The sequence below is a fragment of the Streptomyces lydicus genome (assembly GCF_000717345.1).
Lineage (GTDB): Bacteria > Actinomycetota > Actinomycetes > Streptomycetales > Streptomycetaceae > Streptomyces > Streptomyces lydicus.
On record NZ_JNZA01000054.1, the window covers coordinates 13029 to 37698 of the forward strand.

Genomic DNA, 24670 nt, shown 5'->3' on the forward strand with positions numbered 1-24670 from the left:
CCGGGATCAGCCCGGGCGGACGCTCCCGTAGATCGGCATGTAGTAGATCGACTCCTCCCGGACGTCGGCGCCCGGGTGCGGCGCGTGGATCATCTTGCCGCCGCCTATGTACATGCCGACATGGCTGATGTCGTCGAAGAAGAACACCAGGTCACCGGGGTGAAGGTCGCTGGTCGCCACCCGCTGGCCGACCTTGACCTGGTCCCAGGTCGTACGCGGCAGATCGACGCCGGCCGCCTTCCACGCCGCCTGCGTCAGCCCCGAGCAGTCGTAGGAGCTGGGGCCGGTCGCGCCCCAGACGTACGGCTTGCCGATCTGGGCGCGGGCGAACGCCAGGGCCTTCTCGGCCTTGGTGGACTGCGTGCCCCCGGTGCTGCCGCCCCCGCCGGTGCTGCCGCCGGTGTCGCCGCCGGCCGTACCGCTGTCGTGCTGTTGCTGGCGCTCGCGCTCCTGCTGCCTGCGCGCCTCCTCCTCGGCCTTGCGCTTGGCCGCCGCTTCCTTCTGGCGCTCCAGTTCCGCCAGCCGCGCCTTCTCCTGGACGGTCAGCCGCGACAGCAGCTGCCGCGCCTCGGCCAGCTTCTGCTGCACGGACTGCTTGGACGCCTTGAGGGACGCCTGCGACGTCTGCAGCCGCTCCAGGCTGCGGCCGGCCTCGGCCCGCTGGCGCGCCGCCGCGGCCGCCTGCTCCTCGTAGTCGCTGACGGCCTGCTGCTGCCGGCTGGTCAGCCGCTCCATGAGGTGGCTGCGATCGAAGAACTGCTGCGGGTCCTTGGCGAGCATCAGCTGCGCCGTCGGGTTCATCCCACCGGTGCGGTACTGCGCCGAGGCGAAGGTGCCCAGCTCCCGCCGGGTGTCGTTCATCTTCTGCGCGCGCTTGGCGGCGGCGTCGAGCAGACCGTCGACGGTGGTGCGCTGGTGGTCGGCGCGCTCCTTGGCGGCGTTGTACTTCTGGGTGGCCACCTCCGCCTGCCGGTAGAGGCCGTCGACCTGCTGCTTGACCTCTTCGATGGTGGGCCTCGGTGCCCTGGGGGCCGCGTCGGCGGACTGCGAGAGCAGGGTGACCGAGGCGAGGGCGGCGGAGGTGAGCCCGGCCGCGGTACGCCGGCCCCCCGGCGAGGTGAGAACACTGGTGCGCGGCTTGCGATGGGACGCCAAGGCCGGCAACTCCTTCCGTGGACCGCCTACCGGGTTAGCTGTCGGGTTCGGGCGGTTACTGACGGAAGGCTTGCCCTACGGTCCGGGCGTCCGTCGGTGACGGGCGCAGGACCGATTCACCCCGGTGGTGCTGGTGGGTCCCCGGCTCCGGGTGCCCGATGGCAGGGCCGGACTCGGCGTGGGCGGCCCGTGCGGTCGCTGTCGACCGCGGGGAGGCGGGCTGCCTGAGCGAGGACGTTAGCCAACTCGTGTGGCTCCTGTGAAGGCTGATGTTCGATATGCCCGAAACCTTTTCGTGACCTGAACGCGATGCGAAGGTTGTCGCACCCCCGCCCGGGTTCCGCTACGCCCCCCGCCCCGCCCCGTACGAGGCGGACAATCACCCACTCCCCGGCGCGCTGTCGGTGCGGCCGCCTAGACTCGGTGGGCGATGAGCAGCCTCTTTGACGACAGCTTCCTGGCGGACCTCGGCCCCAAGGGCGAGGAGGAGCCCCCGCCGCCTCCCGAGGACGAGCACGGGCCCGGCCCCGAGGAGATCCCCGCCGACCTCTTCGGCGGGAGGTTCGACGCGCCCGCACCCAGGGACGCTTACTACCGCGACGGCGCCGCCCGCCCGCCCGTCGACGCCGCAGCGCTGCTCGAGGGCCTCAACGACCAGCAGAAGGCCGCCGTGGTGCACACCGGCAGCCCGCTGCTGATCGTCGCCGGCGCCGGCTCCGGCAAGACCCGGGTCCTCACCCACCGCATCGCCCATCTGCTCGCCGAGCGCCACGTCCACCCCGGCCAGATCCTCGCGATCACCTTCACCAACAAGGCCGCCGGCGAGATGAAGGAGCGGGTGGAGGAGCTCGTCGGCCCGCGCGCCAACGCGATGTGGGTCTCCACCTTCCACAGCGCCTGCGTACGGATCCTGCGCCGCGAGTCCAAGAAGCTGGGCTTCACGTCCTCCTTCTCGATCTACGACGCCGCCGACTCCAAGCGCCTGATGGCCCTGGTCTGCCGCGATCTGGACCTCGACCCCAAGCGCTTCCCGCCCAAGTCCTTCAGCGCGAAGATCTCCAACCTCAAGAACGAGCTCATCGACGAGGAGACCTTCGCCGGGACGGCCGCCGAGGGCTTCGACAAGACGCTGGCCGAGGCGTACGCGATGTACCAGTCGCGGCTGCGCGAGGCCAACGCCCTGGACTTCGACGACATCATCATGACGACGGTGCACCTGCTGCAGGCGTTCCCCGACGTCGCCGAGCACTACCGCCGCCGCTTCCGGCACGTCCTCGTCGACGAGTACCAGGACACCAACCACGCCCAGTACACCCTCGTCCGCGAGCTGGTGGGCACCGGCACCCCCGACATCCCCGCCGCCGAACTGTGCGTCGTCGGCGACGCCGACCAGTCGATCTACGCCTTCCGCGGCGCCACGATCCGCAACATCCTCCAGTTCGAGGAGGACTACCCGGACGCCACGACGATCCTGCTGGAGCAGAACTACCGCTCCAGCCAGACGATCCTGTCCGCCGCCAACGCCGTCATCGAGCGCAACGAGAACCGCCGCCCCAAGAACCTCTGGACGGACGCCGGCACCGGCTCCAAGATCACCGGCTATGTCGCCGACACCGAGCACGACGAGGCGCAGTTCGTCGCCGACGAGATCGACCGGCTGACCGACGCCGGCGACGCCAAGGCCGGCGACGTCGCGGTCTTCTACCGCACCAACGCCCAGTCCCGCGTCTTCGAAGAGATCTTCATCCGGGTCGGGCTGCCCTACAAGGTCGTCGGCGGCGTGCGCTTCTACGAGCGCAAGGAGGTCCGCGACGTCCTCGCCTACCTGCGGGTGCTCGCCAACCCCGAGGACTCCGTCCCGCTGCGCCGCATCCTCAACGTCCCCAAGCGCGGCATCGGCGAGCGCGCCGAGGCGATGATCGACGCCCTGTCGTCGCGCGAGAAGATCACCTTCCCGCAGGCGCTGCGCCGCGTCGACGAGGCGTACGGCATGGCCGCCCGCTCCGCCAACGCCGTCAAGCGCTTCAACGTGCTGATGGAGGAGCTGCGGACGATCGTCGAGTCCGGCGCCGGCCCGGCCACCGTCCTGGAAGCCGTCCTGGAGCGCACGGGCTACCTCGCCGAACTCCAGGCGTCCACCGACCCGCAGGACGAGACCCGGATCGAGAACCTCCAGGAACTCGCCGCCGTGGCCCTGGAGTTCGAGCAGGACCGCGGCGAGGACGACCCGGGCACGCTCTCCGAGTTCCTGGAGCAGGTCGCGCTGGTCGCCGACTCCGACCAGATCCCGGACGAGGACGAGGAAGGCAGCGGCGTGATCACCCTCATGACGCTGCACACCGCCAAGGGCCTGGAGTTCCCGGTCGTCTTCCTGAGCGGCATGGAGGACGGCGTCTTCCCGCACATGCGCGCGCTGGGCCAGGTCAAGGAGCTGGAGGAGGAGCGCCGGCTGGCCTACGTCGGCATCACCCGCGCCCGCGAGCGGCTCTATGTGACCCGCTCGACGATGCGCAGCGCCTGGGGCCAGCCCTCGTACAACCCGCCCTCCCGGTTCCTGGAGGAGATCCCGGCCGACCACATGGAGTGGAAGCGCACGGGCCCCGCGACGCCCTCCGCCTCGATGGGCGGACTGTCGTCCCGCGGCGGTGGCGGCGGCTTCGGCGCGGGCATCGGCGCCTCGCTGTCGTCGGCCCGCTCCAAGGGCCCCAGCGGCTTCGCGACCCGCCGCTCCGCGGACCGCCAGGTGGTCGCGCTGGCCGTCGGCGACCGCGTCACCCACGACAGCTTCGGCCTGGGCACGGTCGTCGGCGTCAAGGGCAGCGGCGACAACGCCGAGGCGACCATCGACTTCGGCGGGGAGAAGCCCAAGCGGCTGCTGCTGCGGTACGCGCCGGTGGAGAAGCTCTGACCGGTCGGCGGGACGGCAGGCCCCGAGCGGGCCTGCCGGCAGTCGGTCAGTTCGGGTTGAGGCCGTGGCTGCGCAGCCACGGGATCGGGTCGACCGCCGCGCCGCCGCCGGGCCGGACCTCGAAGTGCAGGTGCGGGCCGGTGGAGTTGCCGGAGTTGCCCGAGTAGGCGATCTGCTCACCGGCCTTGACCGAGCCGGAACGGATCTTGGTGCTGCTCAGGTGGCAGTACCACGTCTCCGTGCCGTCGGGCGCGGTCACGATCGCCATGTTCCCGTAAGCGGAGTTCCACTGGGTGCGTACGGTGCCGTCGGTGGCGGACATGACCGGGGTGCCGTAGCTGACCGGGAAGTCGATGCCGGTGTGCACGGACATCCAGTTCACACCGGCCTGGCCGAAGAGCGCGCTCAGCCCGTGCTGGGTGACCGGCAGCACGAACTTGGGGCGCATGGCCTCCTTGCGGGCCGCCTCATCCGCCTTGCGCTTGCGCTCCAGCGCCTGGCGCTCCTTGAGGTCGATGCGCTCCTGGGTGCGGCTGGCCCGGTCGCGGAAGTCGTCGGCGCTGGCGCTGAGTCCGGCGAGCTGGGTGTCGAGCTTCTTGTTGGCCGCGGACGTCTTGACGCCCCCCGGGTCGACCGGGCCGGCCTGCGCGGTCGTGTCGTTCTTGTCGTCCCCGCTGAAGCCGGCGACGGAGGCGGCGGCCACACCGCACACCCCCATGGCGGCGACCGAGGGCACGGCGACGGTCAGCAGCGCCGAGCGCTTCGCCGGACGGCGCCGGCCCCGGCCGCGGACGGCCTTGCCCGGGTCCGGCCCGGTGACCCGCCGGCCGGCCGGGGCGGCGGGGGTGACCGGCATGGCCTGCGTCATGGCGTCGGCCACGGCGGCGGCGTCACCGGTGCCGGCGGCGTCCGTGCCGTCGGTGGTGTCGTGGCCGTGGGCCTCACCGAGGCCGTTCCCGTCGCCGGGGGCGCCGTCGTGCCGGGCGCTCTCCTCCCAAGTGACGCTGTCCCACTGGACGGTGTCGGTGGGCGGCGGGCCGGCCTGCGCGGGGATCCCGGCGATCAGCTCCTGGTCCACGGTCGACCAGACCGCCGTGGCCTCGTACCCGGGCGACTCGAAGTTCCCCGTCCCGAGGTTCCCCGTGTCGAAGGTCGCGGTCTCCAGGTGCGCCATGTCGAAGTGCGCGGTTTCCGCGTTCGCGAAGGCCGCGCTCTCCTCGACGGCGGTCGCCTGCCGGCCGATGGTGTCGAAGCCGCCCGTCGCACTGAAGGTGTCCGCCGCCCCGTACGCCTCGTACGCGCCGGTCGTCTCGTACGCCCCGGTGTCGTACGCGCCGGTGGGATAGCTCCCGGTGCCGTACGTGCCGTGCCCGTAGGAGGTGGCGTCGTGGCCGGCGGGCTCGTGGGTCACCGGCGCGTATCCGGCCGCGTCCGGCGCGGGCGTCTCGTACGCCGTGTGCGCATACGGGTCGTAGCCGCCGGCGGTACCGGTGTCGTAGGTGCCGGTGCCCCACTGGGTCGTGTCGTAGCTGCCGGTGTCGTAACCGCCGTGGGCGTAGCCGTCGCCCGCCGCTGTCGGGTAGGCCCCGGTGTCGTACGCCCCCGTGTCGTAGCCGCCCGTCCCGTACGCGCCGTATGCCGCGCCGGTGCCGTGGGTACCCGTGTCGTAGATCCCGGCGTCCTGGGCTGCGGCGTACGTCCCGGTGCCGTAGCTGCCGGCCGGGTAGCCGCCGGTGTCGTACGTCTCCGTCCCGTACGCGCCGGGGAGCGAGCCGAACAGCGGGTCACCGTCGCCGTATTCGGCGTTGCCGGCCGGGGAATGCTGCTGCCCGTACGAGTCGTAGGCGGGAAAGTGCGCATACGAGGCGTCGGAAGCGGAGCCGGTCGGAAGGGAGCCTTCCGAAGGGGGGTGACGGTCGTTCACCAACTTCTCTTTCGCCTCGGCAGCAGGAGAATTAGCGGCGACTGTACCCGGCGGTACGCGACGGCGACAATCTTCCACGGGTTTTACGCTCGGCAAGACCGGGCATTTGGCCGCCTTTCGGCAGAGCCCATGCGAGTTCTTGGCGCCCCGTTCGAAGTATGTTCGACCTCTCGTCACGCTGCGTGGCGAGGTCAGGCCACCGACGCGGTCTCCGCGGGCCCCTCTCCCGCCGGCGCCTCCACCGCGGCGAGGGCTTCCCGTATTCCGGCCGCGACGGCACCGTTGACCGGTAGCGCGAGATGTCCGACACCGGCGACATGCACGTTGTAGGTGATCAAATCCGGGTGATCGATTCTGGCCGTCGTGGCCGGAACCATGACCTGGTCCTCCTCGCTCCAGAAAGCGACAAATTGCGTCCGGCAATTCGGCGCCGGAAGCGACAACTCCGCTATCACTTCGGAATCGGGGCGCATCTGGCGGACGATCGGATGCGCCGACATCAGGGGCGCGACGCGGGTACCGGAGTGGGGCGTACCGAGCGTGACGACCGTACGGACGCGGGTGTCGCCGCCGAGCCGCTGGACGTAGTACCGCGCGATCAGCCCGCCGAGGCTGTGGCCCACGAGGTCCAGCCGGCGGTGACCGGTCCGCCGGCAAACCTCCTCCACATGGCGGCTCAACAACTCGGCCGCCTTGCGCAGATCGCAGGTCAGCGGCGAGTAGTTGAGCGCCTCGACATGGCGCCAGCCGTGCCGGAGCAGCGAGCGGCGCAGCAGCACGAAGACGGAGCGGTTGTCGATGAAGCCGTGGAGCAGGAGGACCGGGGGACGGGCCCGGCCCTCGGTGGGCAGCAGCGACGGCGGGGCGGCCGCACCGGGCCGCGGCACGTCCGCCGCCCCGTGCGCGTCCACCGCGTCGCCCGTGCCCGGGGTGTTCGCAGTGGGTGCGGTGTCCCCGGGCGGGGCGGGCCGCGGCAGCGGGAGCTCCGGGGAGAGGGGCCGCTCCTGGGAGATGCCGGTCGGATACAGCAGGAGATGACCGGCGAGCACCGCCAGCTCCGTCACCGTGCTGCGCAGCAGAAGGGACGAAGCGCGCGGCGGCAGCAGCCGCGCGCACCGCAGGGGTACGGCGAGGAGGCGCGCGAGCAGAAGGGGTGCGGAGAGAAAGGGCAGGGCCTGCATGGCTGACCTCCCGAACGGCACGCGGAAGGCAGCTGTGACCCCCGAATGCCCTCGCGGGAAGCCATGAACAGCGACGGCGGGCACGCGGCATACCCGTCCCGGCATACCCGTCCCGATGTGCGCCCGGCGGCGCGGTGGCCCTGCTGCGGCTCCCCGTGCGCCCGGCCCGCGCGCGGCGCCGCCTGTCCCTGGCGGCCCGGCGCGCGGGACGCGGCGCGTAGCGAATGTGTCCCATGTGTGATTTCCCCCTCGCCGGATGTCACGAAACGGCTGGGTACGGGATGCTGGAGATAACGTTCGTTCACGCTCGTGGCCGCCGGATCGCGGCCGCGCGATCGATTGTCGGCCGGCACCACCGTGCCGTGCGTGGCTTGGAGGCAGTGATGAGTGTGGCTCGGCAGAGCGGGGCGCAAGCGGGGAGCCAGGGCACGGCGGGCCGGTCGGGCCCGATCCGTGTGGTGGTGGCCAAGCCGGGCCTGGACGGGCACGACCGCGGCGCCAAGGTCATCGCGCGGGCCCTGCGCGACGCCGGTATGGAGGTCATCTACACCGGGCTGCACCAGACCCCCGAGCAGATCGTCGACACCGCGATCCAGGAGGACGCCGACGCCATCGGGCTGTCCATCCTCTCCGGCGCGCACAACACCCTCTTCGCGAAGGTCATCGCCCTGTTGGAGGAGCGCGACGCGGCGGACATCAAGGTCTTCGGCGGCGGCATCATCCCCGAGGAGGACATCCCCCCGCTCAAGGCCCAGGGCGTCGCGGAGATCTTCACCCCGGGCGCGACGACCACCTCGATCGTGGAGTGGGTCCACGCGAACGTGCGGCCGCTGGCGGTCTGAGGCACCGGGACGACGCGCCACGGAGCGGCGCCGGACGGTTCGCGAACGGCGCCGGTCGGCCGGCGCGCGGCACCTCACCGCGCGCTCCGGCCGTCCGGGTCCCCGGACGGCGGGGCGAGTTCGTCGCGCATCGTGGCGCGCAGCCGGAGCGTGCCGACCAGCCGCTGGAACGCCTCGGACCAGTAGCCGCCGGAGCCGGGCGAGGCGCCCTCCGGCTCGTCCGTGACCGCGGTGAGCATGTCCAGACGGTCCGCCGCGGCCGGGTCCAGGCACCGCTCGGCCAGGCCCATCACCCCGCTGAAGCTCCACGGATAGCTGCCCGCGTCCCGCGCGATGTCCAGGGCGTCCACGACGGACCGGCCCAGCGGCTCGGCCCACGGCACCGCGCAGACCCCCAGCATCCGGAACGCGTCCGACAGGCCGTGCGCGGCGATGAACTCGGCCACCCAACGGGCCCGTTCGTCCGCCGGCAGCACGGTCAGCAGCTTGGTCAGGTCCCGTGACGAGCCGGCCGGGGCGACCTCGGCGTCCTGCGCCGGAGCGGCCGGCGCGCCCAGCAGCGCCCGCGCCCACTCCGCGTTCCGCTGGCGCACCGCGGCCCGGCACCAGGCGTCGTGCAGTTCGGTCCGCCAGTCGTCGGCCACCGGCAGCGCCACGATCGCCGCCGGGGTCCGGCCCGCGAACCGCTCGCACCAGCCCTCCAGCGGCGCGGCCTCCACCAACTGGCCCAGCCACCAGGACCGTTCGCCACGGCCGGACGGCGGCTTGGGCGCCACCCCGTCCCGCTGCATCCCCGCATCGCACTCGTGCGGCGCCTCGACGACGATCACCGCGGGGTCGGCCGAGCGGTCCGCACTGACATGCGCATGCGCGCGCCGCGCCATACGGGCCGCGAGCGCCGACCCGGGCAGCGTGGAGAGCAGCTCGGCGGCCGTGGCCCGGACGTTGCGGCTGCGGTCGGACAGTGCCTGTTCGAGGAACGGCTCGTCGGTCGCCGCGAGGGTGTCGCGCAGCGAGTCGAGAAACAGCAGCCGGTCCTCGGCCCGCTCCGTCGCCCAGGTCGTCACCAGCAGCTCCAGCCCCTCCCGCGGGTCGCGGCGGCGCAGTGCCGTCAGCAGCGCCACCCGCTCCGCGAACAGGCCCTCCTCCCACAGCCGCCGTACCCGCCCGGGATCCGCCGCCGCGGACGGCTCCGCCGGGCCGCCGCTGCCCCGCAGTACGAACTTCCACGCGTCGTTGAGCCGCGCCAGCCACAGCGCCCGCGGCCCCGCCAGGGCGAGCGCGGCCGGCCGCAGGTCCGTACGGGCCCGGGCGGCGTCGAGCAGCGCCGGCAGCAGCGCCTCCGGGGCGCGGTAGCCGTGGCCGTTGGCGGCGGCCAGCCACTGCGGCAGCAGTTCGGTGAGGTCCGGGGCCGTCCCCCGGCGGCTGCCGCCTCCGGAGCCGCCGCGGTCGGCGAGCAGCAGCGCGAGCCGGCGCCGCGCGGCGGGCGGCAGCACGGGCCGCGGGTCGGCCGGGGCCGGGGCGGGCCGCTCACCGGCCGGCGCCGGGCGCAGCGCGGCGCGGCGGCGGACCGTGCTCACCGCGGCCGCGTCCAGCAGCGCGGCCGCGGCACCCTGCCCGGGCCGCACCGCCACCGGCGGCAGCCGCCGCTCGGTCCCGAGCAGCGCCGCGTTCACCAGGGCGGACCAGGGCGCGGGAGCGGCCGGGCCGGTGGAAGTGGTGGCGCCGGCCGGGCGGGCGGCGTCAGGGCTGGTGGTTGTCGTCATACCCTTCCTCCAGGAATCGGTGGTCGACGGGGAACAGCAGTGCGTGGGTGTCGCGTCCGGCGCGACCGAGGAATGCGGTCACAGGGACACCGGGGCCGGGTCCCAGACGGTCAGCGGCAGGAAGCCGCGGTGACCGCACGCGCCGAAGACCGTGACCGGCGCACCACCCGATATGGCGGCCAGCTGCCAGGGACCCGAACGGCCCAGGCAGCGCGGATCCAGCGGCAGCGCCGACTCACCGTCCGCGTCGGCCAGTTGCCAGCCCTCGCCGTCCCGGCCCGGTATCGGCGTGACGTCCGCGAGCACCACCGGCCAGGACTCCAGCCACGGGTCGTCGCGCAGCGCGTCGCCGTACGCGGCCAGCGCCGCGTCGATGCCGCAGCCCGGCGGCACCGGCCCCGGAACCGCCGGGGCATACCGCTCCCCCAGGGCGGCGCGCAGCGGCCGGGCCCCCGGATAGAACGCCAGGTCCGCGTCGAGCACCAGACCGGGCGGCAGGGCCAGGTCCAGCGGGCGGTGGGCACCACCGAAGGACAGGTGCAGCGCCATCCGCCCGGTCCGCTCGCCCCGCAGATGGATGCGGCGGGTCGTCAGCGTGCCGTCGTCGCTGTCCTGTTGGGCGAGCACCAGCCAGCGGTCCCGCACCGTCGCCGCGTCGGGACCGGCCAGCAGCTCCGCCGCCTCCGTCGTCAGACCGACCCGCGAGCGGACCGTCGCCGCGAGCGGGGCCGGCAGGCCCTCGATGCCGAGGAAGCCCCGGCCGAGCAGATGCAGCAGCGCACACTCCTCCAGCAGCCGCGCCGGCCAGTCCGGCCCCGACGCCACCACCGACCCCAACTCCCGTACCCGCGTGGCCAGCCCGGGCGCCTGGGCATCGACCATGCGCGCCGCCGTCTCGTCCCAGGAACCGCCCCCGCCGGCGCGGTCGGCCGAGGCCAGCCCCGACTGCAGCAGATCCGTCAGCCGCTGCTCCAGCTCCGTCGCGCCCGCGCCGATGCGCCGCATCCGGCGCTCCGCCCGCCGCTCGGCCGCCGCCGGATCGGCGGGCGCCCGCGAGGCGGCACCGGAACCGGCGGCCGCACCCCCCGGCCCGCCGGCCCGCTCACGACGGCCGGCCAGCCACTCGCCCGCCCACTGCGGCGGCGGCTCCCCGCCCGCCACCGCCCCGGCGTCCCCCGCCCACAGCAGCAACAGCCCCAGCGCGTGCTTGCACGGAAACTTCCGGCTCGGACAACTGCACCGGAATGCCGGCCCCTTGATGTCCACGACCGCCTGATACGGCTTCTTGCCGCTGCCCCTGCACAGCCCCCACACCGCGCCGTCGTCCGCGCCCGTACCCGACCACGGCCCGGGCGCCGCGAGCTTCCCGCCCGCCCTGCGTGATGCCTCGTCAGGTGCCAGTGCGAGCACCTGATCCGTCGTCCAGCGTTCCCCCAGCGGATTCATGTCACCGACGCTACGGCGCACCACTGACAATGCCCCTCGACCACACTGAAACCGCAGGTCAGAGCAGGTTCCAGGGGCGTTGTCAGTGGTGTGGTGCAGGGTTGACCCAGCAAGCGGCCGAAGGGTTTTTCGCGGTGTCGGCCGCAGTCCTTGCGACAAGGGGGAGCCATGTCCGAGAACACCGATCAGACGACGCACGACACGGCGGGGCACGACCCCGCCCGGCCGGCCGCGGCGGCGCCGGACACCGGGGGCGGCGAAGCGCTGCGACCGCACGCCGAAGACACCTTCGCCGACGAACTCAAGGCCCTCGCCGCCGCCGACGACCGGCCGCGCCCCGAGCGCTGGCGGCTCTCACCGTGGGCGGTCGCCACCTACCTCCTCGGCGGCACCCTCGCCGACGGCACGGTCATCACACCCAAATACGTCGGCCCGCGCCGGATCGTCGAAGTCGCCGTGACGACGCTCGCCACCGACCGCGCACTGCTGCTGCTCGGCGTGCCCGGCACCGCCAAGACCTGGGTCTCCGAGCACCTGGCGGCCGCCGTCAGCGGCGACTCCACCCTGCTCGTGCAGGGCACCGCCGGTACCCCCGAAGAGGCGATCCGCTACGGCTGGAACTACGCCCAGCTGCTCGCCAACGGCCCCAGCCGCGACGCCCTGGTGCCCAGCCCCGTGATGCGCGCGATGGCCCACGGCATGACCGCCCGGGTCGAGGAACTCACCCGCATCCCCGCCGACGTACAGGACACCCTCATCACCGTCCTGTCGGAGAAGACCCTGCCCATCCCGGAACTGGGCCAGGAGGTGCAGGCCGTCCGCGGCTTCAACCTCATCGCCACCGCCAACGACCGCGACCGCGGGGTCAACGAACTGTCCAGCGCGCTGCGCCGGCGCTTCAACACCGTCGTCCTGCCGCTGCCCGCGACACCCGACGAAGAGGTGGACATCGTCTCGCGCCGGGTCGGCCAGATCGGCCGCTCGCTGGACCTGCCCCCCGCCCCGGAGGGCCTCGACGAGATCCGCCGCGTCGTCACCGTCTTCCGCGAACTGCGCGACGGCCTCACCACCGACGGCCGCACGAAGCTCAAGTCGCCGTCCGGCACCCTCTCGACCGCCGAGGCCATCTCGGTGGTGACGAACGGCCTGGCACTGGCCACCCACTTCGGCGACGGCGTCCTGCGCTCCGGCGACGTGGCCGCCGGCATCCTGGGCGCCGTGGTCCGCGACCCGGCCGCCGACCGGGTCATCTGGCAGGAGTACCTCGAAACGGTCGTACGGGAACGCGACGGCTGGAAGGACTTCTACCGCGCCTGCCGCGAGGTGAGCGCATGAGCGGGCGCCCGGCGGACGGCCACCGGCCGGTGCTGCTCGGGGTGCGGCACCACGGCCCCGGCTCGGCACGGGCGGTGCGCGCCGCACTGGAGCGGTGCGCACCCGCCGCGGTCCTGATCGAGGGACCGTCCGAGGCCGACGCACTGGTGCCACTGGCCGCCCGGGACGGCATGCGGCCACCGGTCGCGTTGCTCGCCCACGTGGAGGACGACCCGGGCCGCGCCGCGTTCTGGCCGCTGGCCGAGTTCTCCCCGGAATGGGTCGCACTGCGCTGGGCCCTGGAGCACGACGTCCCCGTCCGCTTCATCGACCTGCCCGCCGCGCACTCCCTGGCGATGACGCAGGACGACGGGACACCGGGAGAGGAGACACCCGGAGAGGGCACACCGGGAGAGGGCACACCAGGAGAGGACACACCGGACGGCGCGGCCCCCGGGCCGGCCGACGTGCGGGTCGACCCCATCCGCGCACTGGCCGAGACCGCCGGCTACGACGACCCCGAACGCTGGTGGGAGGACGTGATCGAGCACCGCGGCGCCGGCGGCACCACCACCGGCGGGGCACACACCGAAACGGACCCACTGGCCCCGTTCACGGCGCTGGCGGAGGCCATGGCGGCGCTCCGCGAGGCGTACGGCGACGGCGGACACCACCACGACCCGCTGCGCGAGGCCCACATGCGGCTCCGCCTGCGGGCCGCGCGCAAGGAATTCGGGGACGACGTCGCCGTCGTGTGCGGCGCCTGGCACGTCCCCGCGCTGGCACACCGCACGACCGTGGCCGCCGACCGGCAGCTGCTCAAGGGCCTGCCCAAGGCCAAGGTGGCGATGACCTGGGTGCCGTGGACCCACCAGCGGCTCTCCCGGCACAGCGGCTACGGCGCGGGCATCGCCTCCCCCGGCTGGTACGGCCACCTCTTCAGCGCCCCCGACCGCCCCGTCGAACGCTGGCTGACCAAGGTCGCCGGAGTGCTGCGGGAGGAGGACTACGCCGTCTCCTCGGCACACGTCATCGAAGCGGTACGGCTCGCCGAAGGACTGGCCACGGTCCGCGGCCGCCCCCTGGCCGGCCTGACCGAACTGGACGACGCCATCCGGGCCGTCATGGGCGACGGCACCGACGCACCGTCCTCCCTGATCCACGACCGGCTGGTGGTCGGCGAGGTCCTCGGCCAGGTCCCCGACGACGCCCCCGCGGTGCCCCTGCAGCGCGACCTCACCCGCAGCCAGCGGACGCTGCGGCTCAAACCCGAGGCCCTGGAACGGGAAAGGGAACTCGACCTGCGCAAGGACACCGACGCCGCACGCAGCCGCCTGCTGCACCGGCTGCGGCTGCTCGGCATCCCCTGGGGCGAACCCGCCCACTCCCGCGGCAGCACCGGCACGTTCCGCGAGACCTGGCGGCTGCGCTGGGAGCCCGAACTGGCCGTGCGGGTCGCCGAGGCCGGCATCTGGGGCACGACCGTGCACGCCGCGGCCACCGCCAAGGCCACCACCGAAGCCATCGGGGCGACCTCCCTCGCCGAGGTGACCGCACTCGCCGAACACTGCCTGCTCGCCGAACTCCCCGACGCCCTCCCGGTGGTGATGCGCGCACTCGCCGACCGCGCCGCCCTCGACACGGACGTCGGCCACCTCGCCCAGGCACTGCCCGCCCTCGTACGGTCCGTGCGCTACGGCGACGTCCGCGGCACCGACGCCACCGCACTCCGCGACGTGGCGACGGGCCTGGCCGAGCGGGTCTTCGTCGGACTCCCACCGGCCTGCCTCGGACTGGACGCGGACGGCGCCGCCGACCTGCGCGGCCACCTCGACGCCACCCACCGGGCCGTCGCCCTCCTCGCCCAGGAGGAGACCCCCCCGCAACCCCCCGCCGGACCGCACACCGCACACCGGACCGGACCCCCCGCCCGCCCGGCGGACCTGCGCGCCCGCTGGGCCACCGTGCTGCGCTCACTGAGCGAACGGGACACCGTCCCGGGCCTCCTCCGCGGCCGCGCGACCCGGCTGCTGCTCGACGAAGGCGCCCTGGCGGACGGCGGAGCCGAGCGGCTGATGGGCCTCGCGCTCTCACCGGGCACCGCACCCACCGACGCCGCCGGCTGGATCGAGGGCTTCCTCGGCGGCGGCGACAGCGGGGACGGCGGCATGCTGCTGGTCCACGACGCCCGGCTGCTCGCCCTGCTCGACGGCTGGCTCACCGGCGTCCCGGATACCGCGTTCACCGACGTACTGCCCCTGCTGCGCCGCACGTTCGCCGCATACGAGGCCGGGGTGCGGCGCACACTCGGCGAACTCGTCCGCCGCGGCCCCACCACCACGGCAGCCGGCCCGGCACACCCCGCCGACACCGACGCCCCCGGCTTCGGCCCCGGCCTGGACCGCGACCGCGCCGCGGCCGTCCTCCCCACCCTGCGCCTGCTGCTGGGACTCGGACAGTACGGCTTCGACGACCTGACGGAGGTGGCGAGTTGACCCGCACCACGACAACCCGCGACGACGAGGCCGAGCGCCTCCGCCGCTGGCGCCTGGTCCTCGGCGGCGGAGCCGCCGACGGCACCGGACACGAACTCCGCGGCCGCGACGCCGCCATGGACGGCGCCCTGACCGCGCTCTACGGCCGACAGAAGGGCACCGACGGCCAAGGCACCGACCGCGGACGGCGCACGGCCGGCCTCGGCGCCTCCGCACCCGCCGTGGCGCGCTGGCTCGGCGACATCCGCACGTACTTCCCGTCCTCCGTGGTGCAGGTGATGCAGCGCGACGCCATCGACCGGCTGGGACTGTCCGCGCTCCTGCTGGAACCGGAAATGCTCGAAGCGGTCGAGGCCGACGTGCACCTGGTGGGCACCCTCCTCTCACTCAACCGCGTCATGCCCGAGACCACCAAGGAGACCGCACGGGCCGTCGTCCGCAAGGTCGTCGAACAGCTGGAGAAGAAACTCGCCACCCGCACCCGCGCCACCCTCGGCGGCGCCCTCGACCGCTCCGCGCGCATCAGCCGGCCCCGCCACCGCGACATCGACTGGGACCGCACCATCCGCGCGAACCTCAAGAACTACCTGCCGGAACACCGCACCGTCGTACCCGAACGCCTCATCGGCCACGGCCGGACCGCACAGTCCGTCAAAAAAGACGTGGTGCTCTGCATCGACCAGTCCGGCTCCATGGCCGCCTCGGTCGTCTACGCCTCCGTCTTCGGCGCCGTCCTGGCCTCCATGCGCGCCCTCGACACCCGGCTCGTCGTCTTCGACACCGCCGTCGTCGACCTGACGGACCAACTCGACGACCCCGTCGACGTCCTCTTCGGCACCCAACTCGGCGGCGGCACCGACATCAACCGCGCCCTGGCCTACTGCCAGTCACGCATCACCCGCCCCACCGAAACCGTCGTGGTCCTCATCAGCGACCTCTACGAAGGCGGCATCCGCGACGAGATGCTCAAACGGGTCGCCGCGATGAAGGCGTCCGGAGTGCAGTTCGTGACACTGCTCGCCCTCTCCGACGAGGGCGCCCCCGCCTACGACCGGGACCACGCCGCGGCCCTCGCGGCCCTGGGCGCACCGGCGTTCGCCTGCACACCGGACCTCTTCCCGGACGTCATGGCGGCCGCCCTGGAGAAACGACCGCTGCCCATACCGGACATGGCGGAGCAACGGTGACCGATGCACCGGGAGGACTTGCGTGGCACCTGGCACCTCGTGCAAGGATCAGGGCAACGCTCGATCGCCCGCGACGCGCGTGACACCGAGGCCATGCGCCCGAGTGTCCCCGTCCGTATGGGAAGGTCCCCTCCTTGTCCGCTGTGCTCGCCCTGCCTGCTGCCGTGCGCCTGCCGCGCACGGCAGCCGCGCGGCGCGCACTGCTGGCCGGGCTCTTCCTGGTGGGCTTCGTCGCCCTCGGCTTCGCCTTCGGTCCCGGCGCCCACGCCGACGACCGTACGGGCTCGCAGGCCCTGACCGGGGCGACGTCCCCGGCCCGGGCCTCGTCCGAGGCGTCCGACCCGGACCGGGCCGCCACCCGGGACGGGGCCGCCGACGGCACGGACCGGCTCGCCGGCTCCGGCGCCACGGCCGCACAGCAGGGCACGGCGACCCGTACGCGGCTCACCGACGGCGCGCAGTCCGCGTCCCGTGAACTCGCCGATGCCGTACGCCCCGCCGCCGAGCGGACCGCACCGGTCACCGGCCGGATCACCGAACCGGTGAGCGGCGCCGTACGGGACCTCGGGGACACGGCCGGTGCCGTGCTGCCCGTTGACCTCCCGACCGGCGGCGCGCACACGCAACGGCCCGGCGACGGCGCGGCACACCCGCACGGCCGTACGCCCGGTCCCGCGCAGCAGGCCGGTCCCCGGGCCGGCACGACGGCGGACGGCACCGCCGCCCGGCCCGCGCGCTGCACGGACGGCCCGCACACGACGGACGCCGGGCAGTCCCGGACCACCGTCCACGAGCAGCGGGACCCGGGCCACCAGGGCCTGCCGGGTCAGCTCCCGCAGGCGCCGTCGGCGCCCGCCTCGCACACCGCCGGTGACGGCCACGGCCCCCGCGGTGGGGACCACCAGGCCACCACCCCGGCGCACTCCCCGCGCTTCCGGCTGCTGCCCGGTGGCGTCCGCACGGCCGATGGCGCTCCGACGCGTCGGCGTGCCGAAGAAATCCTCGAATTCCCGGGCTAGGGCAGACCGCTCCGCGTCTGTAACCGGACCTGCCGCGCGGGGGCGGGACAGGTCTGCCCTTAAACCCTCCTGAATTCGAAGGACTTCAACTCCATGCGCTCCAACATCCGTCGTTCCATCGTCGTCGCCGCTGCCGCCACCGGCCTGTGGGCCCTCGGTTCCGTCGCCGCCAACGCCGCCGAGCTGCCCGTCTCCTCGGACCTGCCCAGCACCGGCACGGTGACCGGGGCCACCCAGCAGCTGCCCACCGGTGACGTCGCCGGCACCGCCACCAAGACGGTCAAGAAGGTCGCCGGCACCGCGCAGAAGACGGTGGGCGGCGTGGCCGGCAAGGCGACCGGTGCCCTCGGCGGCGTGTCGACCCAGAACCTGCCCACCGGCAAGCTGCCGCAGCTCGGCGACGCCACCGGCGCCGTGGACGGTGCGAAGAAGCTGCTGGGCGGCGCGGACCTGCCGAAGACCGGCCAGGTCCAGAAGGCCGTCGACCCGAAGAAGGCCAAGAAGGTCACCAAGGCCGTCAAGAAGGCCGTCAAGGTCGCCAAGGGCGCCGGCCTCGGCAAGCTCTCGGACGGCACGGTGCCCTCCGTTCCGTCGCTGCCCGCGACCCCGGGCGTCCCCGCCGCCAACCTGCCCGGCGGCCTGCCCACGCTGCCCAAGGCCCCCGCGCTGCCCAAGGCGCCCGGCTCCGCCGACAACCTGCTGGCCGGCCTCGCCGGTGCCGGCATCCGTCCCGAGCAGCTGACCCAGCAGGCCCAGGCCGCGCTGGCCACCGCCCGCCCGGTCGTCGACAACGCGGCCGCCGACGCGCTGCCGCCCGTCGCCCGGCGGATCGTCGTCAAGGTCGTGCCGGTCGCCCAGGGCGCGGCCGGCGGCGCCGGCCGGCTCGCCGGTGACGCGGCGACCCAGGCCACCCCGTTCGTGACCGTCGTCGGCGGCCAGGCGCAGCTGTTCGTGCAGGGTGCCGCCGGTGACGCGGTGCCGTTCGCGCAGGGCACGGCCACCGACGCGACCGCCTTCGTGCAGGGCAAGGCCACCGACGCGGTGCCGTTCGCGCAGGGCAAGGCCGCCGACGCCGTGGCGTTCGGCCAGGGTGCGGCGGCCGACGCCGCCCCGTTCGCCAAGGGCCTGGCCACCGTCGTCGTGACCGACGGCAAGGGCACCGCCACCAAGGCCGTCGCCGGCGTGCAGAGCGCGACCCCGGTCCCGGCCCTGCCCGCGACCCCGGCCGTGCCGTCGGTGCCCTCCGTGCCCTCGGTGCCCTCCGTGCCGGCCGTGCCCGCCGTCCCGGCCCACCTGACCGACGCCGTCGCCGTCCCGGCCGTGCCCGCCGACCTGGCCAAGCTCACCAACGCCGCCAACGTCCCGGCCCTGCCGGTCCTCCCGGCCCTCCCCGTCCAGGGCATCTGAGCCCTCAGGACGCACCACCGGCGCGTCGGCCGCGGCGGCGGCCGACACAGCACCGGAACACCATGAACAGCCGGGCGGACCTCTGTGGGGGAGGGCCGCCCGGCCTTGGTGTTTCCACGGCCGGACGGGCCCGCACAGCGCCGGGCCCGCATGCCGCCGGACTCGCACAGAACCGGGCCCGCATATCGCCGGGCCCGTCTCCGTATACGGAGACATATGCGCCGGCATTCCCCGCCCCTCGGTAAGCACGCAACGACGTCGGAAAACCGCCGACAACATGCGGAAATCACGGAGAGGCGTAACTTGGCCAAAAGATCTGTGACCGTAATCACCGCTGGAGTGTGATCTGCGATTTAGGGCCTCAGGTCCTGCGGCGATAACCTGCGAGACGGACATGCCGCGTATCCGGTCACCGTGTACGCCTCCCCTGTGACAGCGCCGTCACGTTGCCCTTCGCGGCACGCCCATCGCAGACGAACGAACCGCGATCACTACGGCGATTCTGAGAAGACAAGGGACGGACGCGCGTGGACCTGTTCGAGTACCAGGCGAGGGACCTCTTCGCCAAGCACGGTGTACCGGTGCTGGCCGGTGAAGTCATCGACACGCCTGAGGCAGCCCGCGAGGCGACCGAGCGGCTGGGCGGCAAGTCCGTCGTCAAGGCGCAGGTGAAGGTCGGCGGCCGTGGCAAGGCCGGCGGCGTCAAGCTGGCCGGAACCCCCGACGAGGCCGTCGCCCGCGCGACGGACATCCTCGGCATGGACATCAAGGGCCACACGGTCCACAAGGTGATGATCGCCGAGACCGCGCCGGAGATCCTCGAGGAGTACTACGTCTCGTACCTCCTCGACCGCACCAACCGCACCTTCCTGGCCATGGCCTCGGTCGCCGGTGGCATGGACATCGAGGAGGTCGCCGCGACGACCCCCGAGAAGCTCGCCAAGGTCCCGGTCGACGCCAACGAGGGCGTCAGCATCGAGAAGGCCCGCGAGATCGTCGCCCAGGCCCAGTTCCCGGCCGAGGTCGCCGAGAAGGTCGCCGAGGTCATGGTGACCCTGTGGAAGACCTTCATCGCCGAGGACGCGCTCCTCGTCGAGGTCAACCCGCTCGCCAAGGTGGCCAACGGCGACGTCATCGCCCTGGACGGCAAGGTGTCCCTGGACGCCAACGCCGAGTTCCGCCAGCCGGAGCACGAGGCGCTGGAGGACAAGGACGCGGCCAACCCGCTCGAGGCCGCGGCCAAGGCGAAGGGCCTGAACTACGTCAAGCTCGACGGCCAGGTCGGCATCATCGGCAACGGCGCGGGCCTCGTCATGAGCACCCTCGACGTCGTCGCCTACGCCGGTGAGAACCACGACAACGTCAAGCCCGCCAACTTCCTCGACATCGGTGGCGGCGCCTCCGCCGAGGTCATGGCGAACGGCCTGGAGATCATCCTCGGCGACCCGGACGTCAAGTCCGTGTTCGTCAACGTCTTCGGCGGCATCACCGCCTGTGACGAGGTCGCCAAGGGCATCGTCCAGGCCCTGGAGCTGCTCAAGTCCAAGGGCGAGGACGTCAACAAGCCCCTGGTTGTGCGCCTCGACGGCAACAACGCGGAGCTGGGTCGTCAGATCCTGTCGGACGCCAACCACCCGCTGGTCCAGCGCGTGGACACCATGGACGGCGCGGCCGACAAGGCCGCCGAGCTGGCTGCTGCTAAGTAAGAGGGACGAGGACACTAACCACCATGGCTATCTTCCTGACCAAGGAAAGCAAGGTCATCGTCCAGGGCATGACCGGTGCCACTGGCATGAAGCACACCAAGCTGATGCTCGGTGACGGCACCAACATCGTCGGCGGTGTCAACCCGCGCAAGGCCGGCACCTCCGTCGACTTCGACGGCACCGACGTCCCGGTCTTCGGCTCCGTCAAGGAAGCGATGGAGAAGACGGGCGCCGACGTCTCCGTCCTCTTCGTGCCGCCGGCCTTCGCCAAGGCCGCCGTCGTCGAGGCGATCGACGCCGAGATCCCGCTGGCCGTCGTGATCACCGAGGGCATCGCCGTCCACGACTCCGCCGCCTTCTGGGCGTACGCGAAGTCCAAGGGCAACAAGACCCGCATCATCGGCCCGAACTGCCCCGGCCTGATCACCCCCGGCCAGTCCAACGCCGGCATCATCCCGGGCGACATCACCAAGCCCGGCCGCATCGGCCTGGTGTCGAAGTCCGGCACGCTGACCTACCAGATGATGTACGAGCTCCGTGACATCGGCTTCTCCTCGGCCGTCGGCATCGGTGGCGACCCGGTCATCGGCACCACCCACATCGACGCCCTCGCGGCGTTCGAGGCGGACCCCGACACCGACCTGATCGTCATGATCGGCGAGATCGGCGGCGACGCCGAGGAGCGTGCGGCCGACTTCATCAAGGCCAACGTCTCCAAGCCGGTCGTCGGCTACGTCGCGGGCTTCACCGCGCCCGAGGGCAAGACCATGGGCCACGCCGGCGCCATCGTCTCCGGCTCCTCCGGCACCGCCCAGGCGAAGAAGGAGGCCCTCGAGGCCGCCGGCGTCAAGGTCGGCAAGACCCCGTCGGAGACCGCGCGCCTGGCCCGCGAGATCCTCGTCGGCTGACCACCGCCTGCCGGCACGCACCGCCGGACCCGTCCTGCGGCGCAGTGCTGCCGTGCACATACGGACGCGGGCCCGTACCCCTCGTGGGTACGGGCCCGCGTCCGTTGTCGGGGGCCGGACGCCGCCCGGATCGCCCAACCGGGTGCGGATCGTGGGTAGTTACCGGGCTTACGGGGGCAGCGGGCCCGGCCCGGCGAGCGGCTCACTTTGCCAGGACTGATTCCTTTTGGGGCTCAGCGGGCTTCCGGGAGGAGACGGGCCTCGCGGGGCTGCACCGGTGCGTCCGACGCGGCGGGGGCGGTCACCAGGGGCCGCTGCCACGGCGGGGCCCCACGGTCCGGCGCGACGACCGCCACGGACAGCGTGACCAGCGCGAACAGACCCGTCAGAGCAAAGGTCACCCGGGTGAGCCGGCACGCGCTGCGCTCACTCTCGGCACGTAGCAGCGACGCGGCGGCGGGCAGTGCGGACGGTGTGGCTCCCGCAGGAGTGGCTGCTTGCGCGGCGGCTCCCTGCGGTGCGGCGGACGGTGCCACCTCCAACGACGCCGCCAACGCCGCCAGCCGGACCCGCACCACCTCACCCGGCCCGCACGCCCCGGCGCCCCCGTCCAGCATGGCCCCGTCCAGCTTGTCCTCGGCCGGATCCACGCCCCCCTTCTCCCCACGCGTCAGCTCGGCACGTGACGGCTCCCCACGCGTCAGCTCCGCGACTACCCGCTCACGGGCGTGGGCGAGGCGGCCCGCGGCGGCCGGGGTGCTCGCCTCGACCTCGGTCGCGGCCTCGTACAACCCGAGCCCCACCCCGTCGTGCAGCACCAGCATCCGCCGGTACGGCGCGGGCAGGCCCAGCACCGCCGTCAGCAGCCCACGGTCCGCCGGCCCCACGGAGGGCGGCAGTTCCTGCGCCGTCCGGGCGGTCCGCAGCCAGGGCAGCAGCCGCTGCCACGGCGTCAGCGCGCACTCGTACACCGCCGCCCGCACCCATCCCGCCGGGTCCGGGTCCACCGCCACCTGAGGCCATCGCTGCCACGCCAGCCGGAAGCCGCGTGCCACGGCCCGCCGGGCCAGCTCGGGGCGGCCGGTGAGCAGGTACGCCTGCCGGGTCAGGCCGGCGGCGTGCCGGGAGTGCAGGTCGTCGAAGGCGGTGGCGGCCGGATTCTGCTCGCGCTGCGTCATACCCAGCAGTGTGGAAAAGGCGGCATCGCCGGAGCCGGCACGACACACACGGCATACGCGACACGTCGATCATTTGCCCAGTACACGGATGAAAAGGGTGTTGTTGGCAGCATGGCCGCGTGAGCCAGTTGACCGACCGCGGCCCCACTCTCTCCTCGCACGGCCGGAACGCCGCCCGGCGCTCCTCGGCGATCGGCGCGGCCTTCGTCGGCGGGGTGACCGCCGCCGGCCTCGGCCTGGGCGCCCTGACGGTGGCCGTGCTGCTGCTCTGGGTCGCCTCCCCGTTCCCCGACAGCGGGCCCTCGCGGGCCCTCCACCTCGCCGCCGACCTGTGGCTGCTGGCGCACGGCGGCGACCTCGTACGCACCGCCACCCCCTCCGGCACCCCGGCGCCGGTCGCCGTCACCCCGCTGCTGCTGGCCGTACTCCCGGTCTGGCTGCTGCACCGCGCCGCCCGCCACACCCTGGCCACCGCCCCTGCCCCTGCCCCTGCCGACCCGGGCCGGCCCGGTAGGGGGCCGGGAGGTGCGGCGCCTGCTGCTGCCGCCCCTGATGGCGCCGGCGCGCGGGGGGCGGGACCGAGAGGCAGGGACGGTAGCCCGGGTGGGGGCCCTGCCGAGGCGGGCCCGGGAGGCACGGGTCCGGTCGCGCTGCATACGGGAGGCGCGGGCCCGGCCGGGGCGGATACAGGGCATACGGATCAGGCCGGGACGACTGCGGGAAGCGCAAGCCCGCCCGGAGCCGTGCCGGGCCCCGGCACCGCCCCGCCACCCGCCCACCCGAGTGGCACCGCCGCCCCCGAAGCCGACGGCCGCGACGACGACACCACCCCCGGCCCCGCCGCCCCCCTACCTGCTGGCGCCACCTCAGGAGTGACCCTCCTAGGCGGAGGCACCGGCCTACGTGGTGACACCGGCCCACGGAGTAGTTTCGGCCCGAGGGCCGCCGACTCCACCACCCCGGCCGAGCCGGGACCCCGCACCCTCCTCGGCGCCCTGCTCACCGGCTATCTGCTGGTTGCGGCCGGCGTGCTGCTCTACACCTCGACCGGCCACCTGAACGCCGACCCGCTCAGCGTCCTGCTGTACGTACCGGGCACGGCCCTAGCCACCCTCGCCGTGACGACCTGGCACGTCCTCGGGCCGGCCGGCGCCGCCCTGCTCCCCGCCCGGCTCCGGCGAGCCGCGGCGAAGCTGCCGCACCGGGTACGCACCCGGCTCGGCGGCCCGCGCGCCGCCGCCGCACTGCAGGCCGCCGGCGTGGCCCTGCTCACTCTGCTCGTCGCCGGTGCGCTGCTCACCCTGCTCGCGCTCGGTCTGCACGCCGGCCGGGTCCGCCAGGACTTCCTCCAGCTCGCGCCCGACTGGGCGGGCCGCGCAACGGTCCTGCTGCTGTGTCTCTTCCTGCTGCCGAACGCGGCCGTCTGGGGTGCCGCCTACGGCCTCGGCCCCGGCTTCACCCTCGGCGCGGGCAGCACGATCGGCCCACTCGGCGCCTCCCCGCACCCCGTACCGCCCCCGCTGCCCCTCCTCGGCGCCCTGCCCGAGGCGGCCTCGGCCACCCCCGGCACCCCTCTGACCTGGACCGTCGCCCTGGTACCCCTCTGCGCGGGCGCCCTCCTGGCCCGCCACATCGCCCGCTGCGCCACGCCCACCCCACGTACACCCACTCCCCGTACGTCCACCGCGCCTACCTCCTCCCAGCCTGCGTCGCCTGCGTCCACCCCGCACACCTCCTCCCCACCTGCGTCCACCCCGCGTACGCCCACCCCTACGCCCACCCCGTGCAGGGCGTCGGCGCCCGGGACGGCGGTGTCCGGGACGGCGGTGTCCGGGACGGCGGTGTCCGAGGCGGCGGGATCCGGTGCGGCGACAGGGGCAGGGGCCTGGCCCTGGTGGACGACGGCCTGCGTGGCGGGCCTGGCCGCCGCCGTCTGCGGCGCCCTGGTGGCGGCGCTCTCGGGCCTCGCCGGCGGCGCCCTGGGTAACGGCGCGCTCGCCGCCTTCGGCCCGAGTTGGTGGCGTACGGGCCTGGCGGCGGCGGGCTGGACGGCCCTGATCGGCATCCCCGGCGCGCTGGGAGCACGCGCCTGGCGCTTGCGGGTGGCGCGCACCGCCCGCGGCGGAACGGCGAGCCAAGAAGCAGGCCGTCATGAAGCAGGCCGTCAGGAGGCAGGGCAGGGGACGCCGGGGGAGGGCACCGGGGCGCGCGCGAAGGCGGGGCGGGGGGCGGGC

General features: G+C 73.8%; 16 protein-coding genes and 1 riboswitch. Of the genes, 10 read left to right on the forward strand and 6 right to left on the reverse strand.

What is annotated here, in order from left to right; genetic code table 11:
- Positions 1-6: 6 nt before the first annotated feature.
- Positions 7-1155, reverse strand: a complete 1149-nt coding sequence (locus OO62_RS33705; RefSeq protein ID WP_033271507.1) for a C40 family peptidase — start codon at positions 1153-1155, stop codon at positions 7-9.
- 7 nt (positions 1156-1162) lie between these two features.
- Positions 1163-1344: riboswitch (cyclic di-AMP (ydaO/yuaA leader) on the reverse strand.
- A gap of 241 nt (positions 1345-1585) precedes the next feature.
- Here OO62_RS33705 and pcrA point away from each other — a divergent pair.
- Positions 1586-4063, forward strand: a complete 2478-nt coding sequence (gene pcrA / locus OO62_RS33710) for a DNA helicase PcrA (protein WP_033271508.1) — start codon at positions 1586-1588, stop codon at positions 4061-4063.
- Positions 4064-4109: 46 nt separating this feature from the next.
- Here the strand turns inward: pcrA and OO62_RS33715 are convergent, their stop codons facing one another.
- Together OO62_RS33715 and OO62_RS33720 are read right to left on the reverse strand one after the other, a co-directional pair.
- Complete coding sequence (locus tag OO62_RS33715; RefSeq protein ID WP_033271509.1) at positions 4110-5987, reverse strand: M23 family metallopeptidase; 1878 nt, start codon at positions 5985-5987, stop codon at positions 4110-4112.
- 191 nt (positions 5988-6178) lie between these two features.
- On the reverse strand, positions 6179-7168 hold the full coding sequence (locus OO62_RS33720; RefSeq protein WP_078617496.1) for an esterase/lipase family protein: 990 nt from the start codon (positions 7166-7168) through the stop codon (positions 6179-6181).
- Between the two features lie 383 nt (positions 7169-7551).
- On the opposite strand from OO62_RS33720, the gene OO62_RS33725 reads away from it, so the two are divergent.
- The gene (locus OO62_RS33725; protein WP_051733830.1) at positions 7552-8010 is read left to right on the forward strand and encodes a cobalamin B12-binding domain-containing protein; all 459 of its coding nucleotides are present in this window, start codon (positions 7552-7554) and stop codon (positions 8008-8010) included.
- A gap of 74 nt (positions 8011-8084) precedes the next feature.
- On the opposite strand, the gene OO62_RS33730 is transcribed toward OO62_RS33725, so the two are convergent.
- Together OO62_RS33730 and OO62_RS33735 are read right to left on the reverse strand one after the other, a co-directional pair.
- Positions 8085-9776 (reverse strand): DUF5691 domain-containing protein, encoded by a 1692-nt coding sequence (locus tag OO62_RS33730; RefSeq protein ID WP_051733831.1) that lies wholly within the window; start codon positions 9774-9776, stop codon positions 8085-8087.
- Between the two features lie 78 nt (positions 9777-9854).
- Complete coding sequence (locus OO62_RS33735) at positions 9855-11222, reverse strand: SWIM zinc finger family protein (protein WP_033271511.1); 1368 nt, start codon at positions 11220-11222, stop codon at positions 9855-9857.
- 168 nt (positions 11223-11390) lie between these two features.
- Here OO62_RS33735 and OO62_RS33740 point away from each other — a divergent pair, with 168 nt between their 5' ends.
- From OO62_RS33740 to sucD, 7 genes are all read left to right on the forward strand, one after another.
- Positions 11391-12557, forward strand: a complete 1167-nt coding sequence (locus tag OO62_RS33740; RefSeq protein ID WP_033271512.1) for an ATP-binding protein — start codon at positions 11391-11393, stop codon at positions 12555-12557.
- Entirely contained in the window at positions 12554-15031 is a 2478-nt protein-coding gene (locus tag OO62_RS33745; RefSeq protein WP_033271513.1) for a DUF5682 family protein, read from the forward strand. The genes OO62_RS33740 and OO62_RS33745 overlap by 4 nt, the downstream gene beginning before the upstream one ends.
- The gene (locus OO62_RS33750) at positions 15028-16218 is read left to right on the forward strand and encodes a VWA domain-containing protein (protein ID WP_033271514.1); all 1191 of its coding nucleotides are present in this window, start codon (positions 15028-15030) and stop codon (positions 16216-16218) included. The genes OO62_RS33745 and OO62_RS33750 overlap by 4 nt, the downstream gene beginning before the upstream one ends.
- A gap of 134 nt (positions 16219-16352) precedes the next feature.
- Positions 16353-17237, forward strand: a complete 885-nt coding sequence (locus tag OO62_RS33755) for a hypothetical protein (protein ID WP_129322851.1) — start codon at positions 16353-16355, stop codon at positions 17235-17237.
- Positions 17238-17330: 93 nt separating this feature from the next.
- On the forward strand, positions 17331-18644 hold the full coding sequence (locus OO62_RS33760) for a hypothetical protein (RefSeq protein WP_033271516.1): 1314 nt from the start codon (positions 17331-17333) through the stop codon (positions 18642-18644).
- A gap of 527 nt (positions 18645-19171) precedes the next feature.
- Complete coding sequence (gene sucC, locus OO62_RS33765) at positions 19172-20350, forward strand: ADP-forming succinate--CoA ligase subunit beta (protein ID WP_033271517.1); 1179 nt, start codon at positions 19172-19174, stop codon at positions 20348-20350.
- A 23-nt stretch (positions 20351-20373) separates the two neighbouring features.
- Positions 20374-21258: a succinate--CoA ligase subunit alpha gene (sucD, locus tag OO62_RS33770; RefSeq protein WP_033271518.1), complete on the forward strand. Its 885-nt coding sequence runs from the start codon at positions 20374-20376 to the stop codon at positions 21256-21258.
- A 233-nt stretch (positions 21259-21491) separates the two neighbouring features.
- On the opposite strand, the gene OO62_RS37245 is transcribed toward sucD, so the two are convergent.
- Positions 21492-22436 carry an RNA polymerase sigma factor gene (locus OO62_RS37245; RefSeq protein WP_129322852.1) on the reverse strand — a complete coding sequence of 315 codons (945 nt, stop codon included), beginning with the start codon at positions 22434-22436 and terminating at the stop codon, positions 21492-21494.
- 119 nt (positions 22437-22555) lie between these two features.
- On the opposite strand from OO62_RS37245, the gene OO62_RS40295 reads away from it, so the two are divergent.
- Positions 22556-24670, forward strand: a 2115-nt coding sequence (locus OO62_RS40295; protein WP_051733833.1) for a cell division protein PerM, incomplete at its 3' end; no start/stop codon positions are given.

Coding starts and splice junctions, on each gene's coding strand:
- OO62_RS33730 (WP_051733831.1), bottom strand. CDS start 9,776: ATGACGACAACCACCAGCCCTGACGCCGCCCGCCCGGCCGGCGCCACC.
- OO62_RS37245 (WP_129322852.1), bottom strand. CDS start 22,436: ATGACGCAGCGCGAGCAGAATCCGGCCGCCACCGCCTTCGACGACCTG.
- OO62_RS33720 (WP_078617496.1), bottom strand. CDS start 7,168: ATGCAGGCCCTGCCCTTTCTCTCCGCACCCCTTCTGCTCGCGCGCCTC.
- OO62_RS33740 (WP_033271512.1), top strand. CDS start 11,391: ATGTCCGAGAACACCGATCAGACGACGCACGACACGGCGGGGCACGAC.
- sucD (WP_033271518.1), top strand. CDS start 20,374: ATGGCTATCTTCCTGACCAAGGAAAGCAAGGTCATCGTCCAGGGCATG.
- OO62_RS33760 (WP_033271516.1), top strand. CDS start 17,331: ATGCGCTCCAACATCCGTCGTTCCATCGTCGTCGCCGCTGCCGCCACC.
- OO62_RS33745 (WP_033271513.1), top strand. CDS start 12,554: ATGAGCGGGCGCCCGGCGGACGGCCACCGGCCGGTGCTGCTCGGGGTG.
- OO62_RS33725 (WP_051733830.1), top strand. CDS start 7,552: ATGAGTGTGGCTCGGCAGAGCGGGGCGCAAGCGGGGAGCCAGGGCACG.
- pcrA (WP_033271508.1), top strand. CDS start 1,586: ATGAGCAGCCTCTTTGACGACAGCTTCCTGGCGGACCTCGGCCCCAAG.
- OO62_RS33735 (WP_033271511.1), bottom strand. CDS start 11,222: ATGAATCCGCTGGGGGAACGCTGGACGACGGATCAGGTGCTCGCACTG.